Annotated in this window: 7 protein-coding genes and 2 pseudogenes; all 9 read right to left on the bottom strand. The window is 48.7% G+C overall.

Translation table 11 applies throughout. The features are described 5' to 3' along the window. Window positions 1-116: 116 nt before the first annotated feature. Complete coding sequence (locus ACYQ2M_RS09770) at window positions 117-2,396, bottom strand: sigma 54-interacting transcriptional regulator (protein ID WP_459916149.1); 2,280 nt, start codon at window positions 2,394-2,396, stop codon at window positions 117-119. Window positions 2,397-2,886: 490 nt separating this feature from the next. Further along, window positions 2,887-3,543 (bottom strand): cobalamin B12-binding domain-containing protein, encoded by a 657-nt coding sequence (locus ACYQ2M_RS09765; RefSeq protein ID WP_459916148.1) that lies wholly within the window; start codon window positions 3,541-3,543, stop codon window positions 2,887-2,889. 129 nt (window positions 3,544-3,672) lie between these two features. Beyond that, entirely contained in the window at window positions 3,673-4,920 is a 1,248-nt protein-coding gene (gabT, locus tag ACYQ2M_RS09760; RefSeq protein ID WP_459916147.1) for a 4-aminobutyrate--2-oxoglutarate transaminase, read from the bottom strand. Window positions 4,921-5,209: 289 nt separating this feature from the next. Beyond that, window positions 5,210-6,847, bottom strand: coding sequence for a BCCT family transporter (locus ACYQ2M_RS09755; protein WP_459916146.1), 1,638 nt, complete (start codon window positions 6,845-6,847; stop codon window positions 5,210-5,212). Between the two features lie 219 nt (window positions 6,848-7,066). Continuing rightward, window positions 7,067-8,449, bottom strand: a pseudogene (gene mtbB / locus ACYQ2M_RS09750) ([dimethylamine--corrinoid protein] Co-methyltransferase). 9 nt (window positions 8,450-8,458) lie between these two features. Then, window positions 8,459-9,823: pseudogene (mttB, locus tag ACYQ2M_RS09745) on the bottom strand ([trimethylamine--corrinoid protein] Co-methyltransferase). Window positions 9,824-10,003: 180 nt separating this feature from the next. Beyond that, window positions 10,004-11,437, bottom strand: a complete 1,434-nt coding sequence (locus ACYQ2M_RS09740) for a trimethylamine methyltransferase family protein (RefSeq protein ID WP_459916145.1) — start codon at window positions 11,435-11,437, stop codon at window positions 10,004-10,006. Window positions 11,438-12,138: 701 nt separating this feature from the next. Next, on the bottom strand, window positions 12,139-13,461 hold the full coding sequence (locus tag ACYQ2M_RS09735) for a TRAP transporter large permease (protein ID WP_459916144.1): 1,323 nt from the start codon (window positions 13,459-13,461) through the stop codon (window positions 12,139-12,141). Beyond that, window positions 13,458-13,967 (bottom strand): TRAP transporter small permease subunit, encoded by a 510-nt coding sequence (locus ACYQ2M_RS09730; RefSeq protein WP_459916143.1) that lies wholly within the window; start codon window positions 13,965-13,967, stop codon window positions 13,458-13,460. The genes ACYQ2M_RS09735 and ACYQ2M_RS09730 overlap by 4 nt, the downstream gene beginning before the upstream one ends. Window positions 13,968-13,999: the final 32 nt, after the last annotated feature.

The raw sequence follows: 13,999 nt of genomic DNA, 5'->3' as shown, positions 1-13,999 counted from the left end.
GCAAAATCGTCAGAAAAAACTTGAACTTCAAGTAATAGTGTAATTATGTGATGCCTTTGTCAACAGAGAAATCAAATAGTGGGGTCAACGGGTTTAGGACGTAAATTGTCGGATACTTATCCTTTATATCGTTCCAAATGGTGGCTCAGATCATGTTTTTTAAGCTTACGCACCACGGAGGTCTGACTGATTTTAAGAAAAGCGGCAAGGCTCCTGGTGGAACCGCAGCTTTCCAGGGCCTGGAGCAGCATCTGTCTTTCCACCGCCATTACCCGCTGGGTGAGACTTTTTCCTTGGCTGTTTTCTCCTGGGAATCTTTCTTTTCTCTGTTTTTCAGTTGTCATCAAACCATTGATGGCACCGGCTTCGCCCATGACAACAGCTTTTTTGATGATGTTTTGAAGTTCCCGGACATTGCCCGGGAAGCCATATCGGGGCAGTTTGTCCAGCGCCAACTGTTCGAATGTGCAGGCCATGTCAAATTCCTTGTTATATTTTTCCAGAAAAAAGCGGCCAAGCGCTATCATATCTTCGGGTCTTTGGCGTAAAGGAGCAATGTTGAGGGTAAAAACATTCAAACGATAATAAAGATCCTGACGGAATCCACCGTTCTTAACTGCTTTTTCCAGATTAAGGTTGGTGGCGGCAATGATGTTACAGTTGATCTTGATCGGCTTTAATCCCCCAAGATGCATCACTTCCTTGTCTTCCAGGGATTTGAGCAATTTTGCCTGCACCGTCATGGAAAGTTCTCCAATTTCATCAAGGAACAGCGTTCCCCCCCTTGCCATTTCAAAAAGTCCTATTTTTCCTTTTTCATTGGCCCCTGTAAATGCCCCTTTTTCATAACCGAATAGCTCGGCTTCCAGAAGATTTTCCGGCAATGCAGCACAGTTTATCTGGACAAAGGGTTTGTCTTTTCGCACCCCGTTATTGTGTATAAATTTGGCCAGCAGGCCTTTCCCGGTGCCGGATTCTCCCAGGATGAGAATATTGGAAATATCCATTTCAGACAGTTTCAGGGCCGTGGACAGAATTTTTCGCATTTCCCTGCTGACGGCAATGATCTTCTGCTTTTTCAACTCCATGAGATTTAATTTGGTCAGTTCATCTTGAAACCGCCGATTGATATGACGTTGATTTTCCAGCTCAGTTTTCAGATGATTCAGCTGGGTGAGATCCCGTTCATTGACAATGACCATGCTGATCTCTCCATGATCATCAAATACGGGTGTTCCGGTGATGAGCATTTCCCTTTTCTGTTTTATCAGATGCTGCATCATGCTGATCTGCTTTTTCTTTTTTAAAACCCTTTGGGTGACGCTTTCGTTGATGTGCCCTTCGTCAAGAAGCCTTTTATATGAGCATCCCATTATTTCGGACGCCCTGCATCCGATGCTTTTTTCTGCAGCCCTGTTCAGGCTTATCACACAGCCTCTTCCATCAAACACCCATATACTTTCAGAGGATTCATTGAGAATTGTTTCCAATTGCTGATTGGTGCTTTTAAGTGTTTTTGTCTGCCGTTCCACTTCAATGGCAAGTTTTTGATTAATAAGCTTCTGGGCCTGCTTTAACTCCATCTCCTGGGTGATGTCCTGGTGGGTACCCACCATTTTGACGGGAACGCCATTCTCATCTTTTTCCGTGACAATGGCCCGGGAGCGAATCCAGCGATAGTTGCCATCCTTCTGGCGCAGACGGTACTCGGATCGATAGGTTTCTTTTTTTTCTTTTATGATGTCTACCAATCGTTTCAGAGCCAGTGATTTATCATCGGGGTGGAGCATTTCTGCCCATTTTTTAATGTCTCCGGGCAGTTCCCCCTCTTCATATCCGTAAATTTCACTGTAGCGGGGACTTAAAAAACCCTTGTCCCCCGGAATATCCCAGTCCCACAGACCATCCACTGTGGCGGAAAGGGCATATTCCAGCTGGGCCTCTTTCCTTAACTGGGCCTCCTCTTTTTGTTTTATTGTGGTGATATCCTGGACAATGGTGACCATGGCAATGGACTGTTTATTATCATCCAGCACCGGAGATGAGTGCATGAGTACATTAAGTTGTCTACCACCGGGCTGGTGAATTCGCGCCTCATACCCCCTTGCGATATAATGTTTCCGGGATAAAAGATGATGAACTAACAGGTCTTCGTTTAATACCCCGGAATTTGGATAAAAACACTTGCCGCCGGCATCAAAAAAAGCATCTTTAAGGGTGCTGTTGATGAGGCTGCCATGGGAAATTCCCATGATACGATGGAATTCAGAGTTGGCAACCATCACCCTACGTTCCCCGGTCCGGGTTACAACAAGCCCCACGGGCACCTGGGATATGGCATTGTGTAAAACCCGGTTGAGTTCTATAATTTCACTTTTAGACTGATAATTTGGCAAATGAATTTCCTCCAAGTCCTACATCTTTTTTCCCTTGTGCTTTCTCTATCACTTAGTGGCTTTTGTCGTTTTGTAATCATCTTAATTTATTGATAATGAATGGTATTTTGGGGGCTGCTTTCTGGCCTCATCCATGCAACTTATGACCAAGCTCCAACTTATGAATGCACCCTGTGAATGAACAGTCTATCATACTCACTGGGAATATCAAATACTGTCAAACACCTCTCCCCTGAATCCCCATAATTCGTTTTAAAGATATTCTTTTACTCACTAGCCCGTTTTCGCAACATCGGCAGAAAAAACTTGAACATCGAGTTTTACACGTGTCGGATCAACATTGCATATAAAAAAAACGGGGCGGATGCTGTTTTTCAGCCCGCCCCGTTTCCTTTATTGTTTTTCAGCCCGTTAGCAGTAACGGCACCTTTCAACCCCAAAGATTCTATTTGCCTGACATGGTTGCCCTGGTAGAAAAATGCTCACAGGATTATTTTTGTGCCATCATTTCACGAATTTTAACCACGCCATCATGGGCGTCCTCGGCATAGGCATCGGCCCCGATGCGGGCGGCCCATCGGGGGGTTACAGGAGCGCCTCCCACCACAGTGCGGAACCGGTCCTTGAGGCCGGCTGATTTCAGAGCCTCTTCAAGGGTTTTTTGCTGGTTCATGGTGGTGGTGAGCAAGGCACTGGTACCGATGACATCGGCATTGACTTCCACGGCTGTTTCAAGAATGGTGTCGATGTCCACATCCCGACCCAGATCATGGACGGTGAACCCATTGGCCTTCATCAACGAGACCACGATGCACTTTCCGATATCGTGGACATCGCCTTTTACCGTTGCCACCACCACCGATGCAGCAGCCTCCTTGGTGCCACCCCCCTTGGCAGCAATGGCTTCATTGATGATATCCGTGGCCACTTTCATGGCATCGGCAGCCTGCATCAGCTCCGGTAGAAAGAGCTGACCCCGACCAAAAAGATCACCCACCTCGTTAATTCCAGGGATAAAGGCATTATTCATCAGCTCCAGGGGATCTTGGCCATCGGCGATCACTTTTTTTGCAATCTCCTCCACCCTGTCCTTGTTTTGGGCCACCAGCATTTTCTTTGCTTCTTCTATTAGCGAGTTATCTATCATTTGGTTGCGTCCTCGGTGTAATACGTATTGATTATGTTGAATTTCACTTTTTTCATATTGTATTTTAAATTGGGCATGCTTTATTCCGGGCTTGGTCATAACTTGGGCCGCCCGTCATCGTTGCGTGGTCTATATTTTTTTCAAGCCCTCTTCAATAATCTCAAAGGCCCGACCCAGCTGCTCATCTGTGATGACAAAGGGTGCCAATACCCGGATCACATTGCCGTAAATGCCGCAGGCAAGAATTACCAGACCCAACTCCAGACAATGGGCACAAAGGGCTTTGGCCTTGTCCGCTGCCGGAGATCCATCGGCGTTAATAAGCGTGATACCGGCCATGGCGCCCACGCCTCGTACCTCTCCCACCCCATCAAACTGATCCTTCCACATGCCAAACCGGGTCTGGAGTTTCTGGCCCAGAACCACTGATTTTTCAAGCATCTTCTCCTGCTCAAAGATATCCAGAACCGCCAGCGCTGCGGCACAGGCCAGAGGATTGGCGCTGTACGTTCCTCCAAGGCCTGCAAGGTGCACACTGTCCATGATCTCTTTCTTACCCACCACGGCACTTAAAGGCATGCCGGCTGCAAGACTCTTGGCGACGGTCACCAGGTCCGGGACAACACCCCAGTGCTCCATGGCAAACATCTTGCCTGTGCGGCCCATGCCGCTCTGGATCTCATCGGCCACAAACAAAATATCATGTTGTTTACAAAGGGCTGCCACTTCTTTAAAGAATCCATCGGGTGGCGCAATAAAACCGCCTTCTCCCTGGACCGGTTCCGCCACAATGGCAGCCACTTCAGAAGGATCCACACCGGTGATCAAGAGTTTTTTCAGGGCATCAATGTCTCCATAGGGTGCCCGGTAAATTTCCGGCGCAAAGGGGCCAAACCCTTTTTTATAGGGCTGCACCTTGGCGGTCATGCTCATGGTGAGAAGGGTCCGGCCATGGTAGGCATTGTCAAATACAATAATCCCTGGTCGTTTTGTATAGTATCGTGCCACTTTTACAGCATTTTCCACAGCCTCGGCACCGCTGTTGAGAAACAATACCTTTTTTTCAAAATCCCCTGGTGTGAGTTTGGCTAACCGGTGGGCTAAGGTTACAGCAGATTCATAGGGATGCACCATAAAGCAGGTGTGGGTAAATTCTGCTGCCTGATCCTGGATGGCCTTGACCACTTTAGGATGGCTGTGTCCCACATTCATCACGGCAATACCACCGGCAAAATCAATGTACTCTTTGCCTTCCACATCGGTGACAATCGCCCCCTTGGCAGACTTGATATAGGCCTGGGTGGAGCTGCAGTGGGCATTGGGAATGCTTTTATTTCGCAACGCCTGGAGTGTTGCATTGGTATTTGTTTTGTCCATCTTTATTCTCCTGATTTTTTTAAAGAAACTTAATAATAATACCGAGTGCCCGTCACAATGGGCGAATCCACGAGATCAAACTTGCGCGATTTAGGTTAAGACGTTTACCCGGTTTGGGCATATGAGGTTGACCGCAACACCGGGCACCCTGCAAAATGGGTGAAGCAAAGTGGCCGGTGTTATGATCAAACCTTGCAGATACAATAAAGATCCAGAAAAATAACGACCCGCTTTAGAAGCAGGGCGTTATTTTCCGGATTTCACTTTTCCTGTTCACAAAGAATATTCATCAGATGTTTTGACTGGCGGCTTTTTCCGCGTCGCTTTCAAGGCGACGCGGTTGATGAAGGTGGGAATAATCCTGCCTGAGCCATTTTAAAAGGGAAAAGACAGAGATGGTCATCAAGAAGATCAGGGGCACACTGACCACAAGGCTGGCGGTTTTTAATGGTCCCAACCCTCCAATTTTCATCAGCACCAGGGCGATGCCGCCCAAAGCGATAGCCCAGAATCCACGGTTGAACAATATGGGCTCCTGCCCTTCTTGCATATCCTCTGAAGAGACGGTGGCAAGGGCATAGGCCGAGGAATCCACAGTGGTGCCGGAGTAGACAAAACCCACAAAGATGAACAAGGGCAAGATCAACCATTTCATGGGCATTGTCATGAGCACCCCGATGATGGCAGCCGAAGGAGACTGATTATTCATCACCTCAATGACGGGAAAGATATCATTTAATTGTGCATGCATGGCATTGTTGCCAAAGATCAGGAAAAACAGGGCGCATCCACCGCTGCCTGCCAGAATTACCGTACTGGTAAGATCCCTGAAGGTTCGTCCCTTGGAAATCCGCGCAATAAAAATGCCCATGTAGGGACCATAGGCCACCCACCATGCCCAGTAGAAAATGGTCCACCACTGGGGAAACATGCTTCTTCTGATGGGATCGGTATAAAGGGCCATGCGGGCGTAATTTGTAGCCAAAAGTCCCATGCTGTCGGTGAACACATTGACCATGAAAAAAGTCGGTCCAAGAACAAAGATGATGGCGCAGAGAAAAAATACTGCCACCACGTTGATGTCACTTAAGATTTTAATGCCCCGTTTGAGGCCCAGTGTGACGGAAATGGTGAAAATAGCCGTCCAGATCACAACCACCATGAGATCCACTCCAGGGGTGTGGGTTATGCCGAACATCTGACAAATGGCTTCGGCCAGCATGGGGGTGCCTGCGGCCAGGGTGGTTCCGGTGCCACCCACAAGACCGAATATCATGAGAATATCAATGATCTTTCCAACAATGCCCAAGGCTCGCTTTTCGCCAATGATGCCGGCACAGGCCGTACTCAGTCTCAGGCCGGACATTTTACGATTATAATAGGCATAACCGATTGGAAAAGCAGACAATAAATAGATCGCCCACCCCGATGGTCCCCAGTGGAAGATGCCGTACATGCCGGCCCATTCGGCAGCTGCCTGGGTGTTTTTTTCAATGCCAAATGGTGGTGCACCATAGTAGTATGACCATTCAATGGAAGACCAGAAAATCAGAGAGGTGCCCACGCCGGAGCAGAAAAACATGGCAATCCAGCTCCATCTGCTGAATTCGGGCTTAGCATCGGGGCCTCCCAGACGGATATCGCCATACTTGCCAAATCCCATCCATAAACAGACAACCAGGGCAAAGATGCCAAACCATATATAGACAAATCCTAATTGATCGGTGCAATAGCTGAAAATAGCGCTGATGGCCTTTTTGGACTCGGCCTCAAACACAATCATGAATAGAATTAAGGCCACAACGGTGATAACGGCTGGCCAGAATATTCCCTTTGCAATGGGGGCTCCGGTTGCAATGGGGGCTCCGGTCTCTTTTTCAACCTTTGGTGTTTCTGAAATGCCCTTGTTTATCGCGGCAGTTTCCATAACGCATCTCCTTGTTCGTTTCTTGTTTAAATTTCAGTGGTCATGGGCGGGATCAGGCATTTGTTGTGAACCCTTTAGTCTGCTCTGTGAGATGTTTTGTCGGGTCTTGCCAACCTTACTAAAAATACCTGCCCACCTGTAAATGTAACCAGTCCGAAAATTCGGTGATTTAACCTGAAAAGTGTGCCGGCCCAGAGGGTAGCACACTTTTTTTGAATATCATCTACTGGTGTTTTTTCTGAAATTGCGAACGCAGTTAATATCTATTCCCAGAATATCTGCAATGTTATGCTTGGCCTCTATACCCTTGGCGCTCCTTGCGCCGGCATGGAGGGTTCCAAGCTTTAAATCAGTGCGGACTTCCGTCATGATGATGGGATCGGTGAGATCCCTTACTGCTACACCCAGTTTTTGTGCAACATATGCTTTGGCTTCCACAAGTCTCATTCCCTGGATTTGCATACGCGCAACCAGATCTCCGGCCGCTCGCATTCCGCCCATTCCAGAGGCAAGTGCGTGGGTTACTGCCATTCCAAGGGGATCGCCGACGCCAACCTACAGCCCGTCAAGGTTGCAAAGCTCCACAAGAGCTTTGGAGGCCCGGGAGGTTACATCAATGGGGGTATGGTCATGGACGGTGACACCGCCAACGCCCATACCGATGTTGGCGTGGATGGGAATGGTTGCAATGTCACTGCATGCCTTGGTAAAAGTGACGGCCCGGGCAATGTTCCAGGGAGTGCTTTCCGTGGTGCTGGTGTTCATAACGGTTCCAAAAATATTGACCCCTGCCTTCTGGGCCAGTTCCAGCATCTGGTGATTGTAAAGGCCTGCCAGGCGTACGCCGTCATACTCCAGGGAACCGTGCATTCCCAACACAAATTCACCTGCCATGCCCATCTCGATACCGATGTCAGGATATTTTTTGCGCAGGATTTCTGCCGTCATGAGTCCTGCAAGGGCATCGGCATCACCGGCAGCTCCAACGGTGTCAAGCAAAATACAGTCTACACCGGACTCGTACATGCTGCTTGCCACATCCACCATGTCCTTAATTGCTTCTTCCACGGCCAGTTCATAGGATTCCTGGGCCTCTTTGATCTTGCCCATGGGCATGAGTTCCGCGGGGTTGGGAAAGGGACCATCGGGTTGACTGTAGCGACCGAGATTGGGCTGGGCACCGTACATGATGGGGGCCGTTGTCATGAGAAGAGCCTGTTCCATCAAGGGTTCTTCAAAGGTGAGGATGGGTTTGATGGGCTTGTAACTGTAATCCACAAATCCCATCTCCAGGGTGTCTGCTCCCATTAGTTTTTCGTAGATCATGAGGGCCTGGAGACGGTCTGCCGTCACCGTGGTGCGAAGCATTTTTATGGGTGCACCATCGTAACTGAGAACACATTCGTATCCGGGATCCACTCCCACCACCCTGTGGGTGCATTTAAAAATATCCGCCAGATGGTTCAGATCATCCTGGGTCATAACGGGGATATTACCTCTATCCGCCGCATCTTCTGTCCCTGCGATGAGGTCTTCCATCAATTCGGCTTCCGTAAGTTCAACGGCAGAGCCGTCTCCATAACGGGTGAGTATCTTTGTCATTTTTTCTCCTTAAACCCCTTTTTCTTTTTCAGCGGCCAGGACAATGTCCCGGATCTGTTGCTGCACTGCTTCTGACAATGGTGTGGGTTGATGATTTTCCAGGATATGACGGGCTTTTTCAGTGGCCACCTCGTATAAACTTTTGGATCCGGCAGCCTGCCATCTATCGATACCCTGTCGATTGATGAGCTTTGGCTGGGACTGGATACGCATGTTCTTAAAGGTGGCAGGATGGCTTAAAAAATCCTTGAACTGTCCCACTTCCCGGGTGACATCCACGGCAAGGGTTTCATCGTTTACGGGAATTCCGCCCACCACATATCGAATCATTTTCGCAAAATCGTTGTCTATAACAAGCTGACCAAAATCAAAGGTCATACCCGACTCAACCATACCCAAGCCGTAGATGAGGTTGGCACCTGCCAACGCCGGTAACAAGGCTGTAAGGGTTTTTTCATGGCCTGTCTGGATATCGGAAATTTTACTGTCAGCCTAACCACCGGCGACAAAACTTGGAAGCGCATAGTACCGGGCAAGTCTTGCCACGGCCCCGCTTATCATGGCACATTCGGGGGAGCCCACCGATGCCGTTGCAAGTCTTAAGTCCATGGCCGTGGTGGAACTGCCGTAAATAACCTTGGCACCTTTACGGGTAAGCTGACTCAATACGATGCCGGACAAAACCTCGGCATTGTGGTTCACCAGGGTTCCGGCCAGGGTCACCGGGGAAGAGCCACCGGACATGGCCATGGAGAGAATATTAACGGCCATGCCGGAACGGGCTGCGCCCATGATCACTTCACAGGTATCCTGAACCAGTTTCAGGGGACTCACCGGACAGGTGATAAAGGTGATCAACGGTCGCTCCAGCAGTTTTTCTTTGCTGCCGGCAATGGCCGTGGCCATTTCCACAATTTTGTTCAGCTGATACCCGTCAAAGGGGCCCATGAACACATGCTTGCTGGTATTGTTAAAGCTGGCTTCTGCATTGTGAAGCTGCCCTACTACCTGGGGCACTTCATGGGCACCCACGGCCCGTTCATAAACATCCACTTCATCCATGGCATCGGCAAGTTTTGCGGCATTGGCCACATCCTGCTTGGTGGGAGGACGAAGATCCCCTGTGTAGGGATCACGAACCTTTACCCCCTCACCAAAGGTGGTAAATCCCACCCGGTTACTCTCCAGAATAACATCATTTTTGGGGTCTCGACCCGCCAGAAAAAGTTTGGATGGAGCGGATTGAATGGCCTCTTCAACCAAATAGGGTGGAAGTTTTACAATCTTTTTATCGGGATCAACCGTTGCCCCGGCCTCTTTGAAAATTTCAAAAGCCTCAGGGTCTTCCACAAATACGCCGGTGTTTTCCAGCACCTCCAGGGTGGCCAGATGTATCTCCTCCAGCTCATCATCGGTGAAAAGGGGCGCACCGAACCCGCCGTTTAAGGCCTTGCCTGCATGACTGTTTCGTCTCAAAGCTACCTCCTTGGTTAATGTTTATTGATCTGTCTTGGTTATTATGGGTCAGAATACGGCCCGCCCGTGGCGTTTTTATTATGAGATGAGCGCTTTGTCCGCGGCCTTGACAATGTCGTCAATCTCCTTGAGTACGTGTGCTTCCAAGGGGGGGACTTCATGGGTGGTTTTAAGTTTTTCCAGATACGCGTCGGTTCTCTGCATCAGGGTGGTGGGGTTATCAAACCACTGCTTGGAACCGATGTAATTAAACAGTTTTGAACGGAACCGCTCTTCTGTTCGAAGATGTTTTAAGGTGTGAGGGGCAGAGACATACTCCTTTTTACCCATGGCCACCTGGCAGATGGCATCCACCCCAAGGGTGGCATCATTGATGTCGCATCCCCGTAAAATTCGTTTGGCGTAATCCATGATTTCATTTTGCAGTATCAGGGAATGGGGAGAATAGGCATTGTTGCCGTCCAGGCCGGAGCCGCCCTGTTCTCCCACCCCGAGCATGGTGTTAAACAGCGTTCCCTGGGTCAGATTGAAAATGGTCTGCTGGGCCTGGCAACTGGAGCTTGTGGTGCAGGTGGTTGTGGGGGGGATTTTGCAGTGTCGGGACACCTGTGCCACGGCGGCAAACAGTGCCTGGAGTTCCGCCGAAGTGTACTGCACGCCTCCCGTTGACATGTCAAGGGACTGAAACAGGGCATAGTACCACACCGGCATGCCGGGTTTGATGGTTTGCAAAATGGTGGTGCACCCCATGAATTCCGCCGTTGCCTGGGCTAGAATACCTGCCATGGTGTAGGGGGCATTTCCTCCCATGAGGGTTGTGATGGGCACTTTCACCGGAAGGCCGTAGTCGGCATAGAGAAAGGCACGTTCTATTTCATCATCGGGGATGGTCAGAGGTGAAATGACACAAAAGATTCCAGAACCCTGGTTTCGCCCCCCCTGCATGGTCTTCTTATCCCCAAATATTGCTTCCAGCATTTTCAGCTGATAGGCAAGATTTTTTGAACTGGATGTCAGTACCCAGACGTTTTTCCGGGTGTTTTCAATGATGGCTCTGAGAGAATAAATGTCATAGGTGGCATTGGGGGCATCGGAAGGGGTTAATGATCCCACACACCCCACATTGGTAAGGGCATCTGAAATCTGGGCCTGCTCGGCAATGTCGGCGCAGGTGAGTCTGGCCGTGGTGTCTCTGTATAAATCAAAGCGATCAATGGCTCCGGATGCCGTTCGAATCCGGGCATCCACGTTGAGTCCTGCCTGGTAGTCAAATTCTTTCGTCCGACCGCTGCAGGTGAATTTTTCCGGAGCCATGGCAAGGCATTTTTCAACCATATCACGGGGGAAGAAGACCCTTTTTTGGGAAGCGTCCACCCTTGCTCCTGCACCTGACAGCATTTCAAGTGCGCGGGGATGGGTTATTTCCATGCCTCCCTTTTCAAGTACTTCAAGGGCGGCATCGTAAATTTTGATAATTTCTTCATTGGTGTACATCTCGTAAAATGGAGGCATCGGCACTTTCCTTTCCTATATTGTTTGTCTTTTAAAAGGAGCGTCCAAAACCCTGGGGCGTTCCTGTCTTTAATCAGATGTTATCTTCATATAGCAAGGCATGTGCCAGCGGCTACTTTTGTATTATTAATATAGTTATTTTAATATGTTATGCTTTGCGCTCTCCTTGGGGTTTTTCTTTATGAAACGATTAAGACTCGAATTTTCAAGGATTGTTGATTCGTTTTTTATTCAAGCCTGGGGCTGTGGGGGGGATGGCTGTGAAAAATAAATTTTTTTGGATTTGCCATGGTCTGTGGAGGGTGAATAAAAACATGAACTCTTTTAAATTAGACTTTTATAAAATAGTTAATCATCTGTTTTTAATAAGGATAGGTCTGTGGTGAATTTTTTTTGGGGGGGAGGGAAATGGATTTACTGTTGTTTGGGAGGTGGGCTGCAGTCTTGAACACATTTAGGTTCAGCATCTCATGGGATTTAATCACAGCATGGGTCACCCGTCATGGAGCAACGGGGGCATGCCCTATGTTGTGATCAGGCAAATATGATGATCCAGGTAATGATTTCGTTTGCCTGGAGGGGGAGTGGAAATGATAATCTAAAAAAACCGCTGCATCACCTGGGTAGGGATACAGCGGTTTTTTTGTACTGAAACTTGAACATCGAGTGAAAGAGTACGTCTATTTAAATAATTAACATGCTTACATACCCACCACCGAAGGCAGCCACAAAACCACCTGGGGGAAGAAGATGATGATAAGCAGGCAGAGGGCTTGCAAGCCAATAAAAGGCCACACCGATCGGTAAATATCTCCCATGGTAATATGGGGAGGCACCACACCCTTCATGTAAAAGAGCACAAATCCAAAGGGCGGGGTCAGGTAGGCCATCTGCATATTCACAATAAAAAGAATTCCGAACCACAGGGGATCAAATCCCAACAATGTGACCAGAGGCACATAAATGGGTACGGTGATCATGATGATGGGCAGATCGTCCATGACCATGCCCAGCAGGAAGAAGCTTAGTTGCATGGCAATCAGCACCACCCATCTGTTGATACCCAGGGAGTCGATGAAATCCTTTAACATAAGCGGCAGACCCAATGTGTTGACCACGGCCGAAAAGGCAAGACATCCGATGATGATCCACAATACCATGCTGGTTAAAAGGGCGGTTTTTTCTGCAGCATCCGTGACCACTTTCAGGGTTTTCTTTCCGGACCTTTCCCGGATAAGAACAATACCCATGGAAACAAAGGCACCCACAGCAGCGGCTTCGGTGGGGGTGGCAAGACCTGAAAAAATGGTTCCCATGATGGAAAAGATTAATACAAAGGGCATGGACAGGTTTTTAATAGAGGCAAATTTTTCCGGCCAGGTGGCCCGCTCTTCCACGGGAATGGGCGGTGCCAGGGTGGGATCGATAAGACTTCTAATGAGAATATAGCTCATGAAAAGACCTGCCAGAAGAAATCCCGGAATCACACCGGCCAGAAACATTTTGCCAATGGAAAGGTTGGACAGGGATGCATAAACAATCATGGTGACACTGGGCGGAATCAGAAATCCCAGGGCACCGCCACCGGAAATACAGCCAATGGCCAGGGTGGATTTATAATTTCTTTTCAACATCGCAGGAAGGGCAATAAGTCCCATGGTAACCGTTGCAGCCCCCACAACACCCACCATGGCAGCAAATATCACACAGATAAAAACCGTGCCGATGGCAAGTCCGCCGGGCACAGGCCCCAGCCATTTATATATCATTTCAAAGATTTCGTCGGCAATGCCCGATTTTTCCAGCATACAGCCTATGAAAATGAACAGGGGGATGGCCAGAAGGATGATACTGGTCATGGTTTCAAGGATGGCCGGGGGAAGCATCAAGAGGAAGCGGGGGCCGTTGAGCATCAAAAGAAAGCCGATTCCCACCACACCAAGGGTAAAGGCCACAGGTGTTCTGAGAATAAAAAGAACAATAACGGCAAGAAACATGAGGGCAACTATTATACCGGGATTCATCGAACGCTCCTTTCCTGGTGCTTGACAATGGTTTTTGCCAGGTCTGCCGCTATCTGAAGAAGGAAAAGCAACGCCCCTGCAGGAATCATCATTTTAACCGGCCACATGGGAGGGCCAAAAATGGTGTGGGAGTGCTGATTTGTGGTAACGGCATGCCAGGCGAATTTGTATCCCTGCCAGAACAGGATGGTGAACATGAAAAATCCGATGAGTGAAACCACAATGTTGGCAAATAGTTTCCCGGATCGGGGAAAGTGCTGATAGATGATATCAACGGCCACATGGCCTTTTTTCAGCAACACCCATCCCCCTGTCAGCGCAACATAGGCGGCAAATATCTGGCCGCAGATTTCGTGGACCCAGATTGTGGGGCTTTGAAAAAAATATCGTGAGATGACTTCGTACACCATGAGGGTCATGAATACGAAAATCAGATAACTGGAAGCCCTTCCCACGGCGAGATTTATTTTTTCAATGATATTTATTAACTTTTTTAACGTTTGCATAGTGAATCCTAACCTGGACAAAAATGAGAGTA

The organism is Desulfocicer niacini (assembly GCF_054657595.1).
This window is presented reverse-complemented; position numbering and strand designations above follow the sequence as displayed.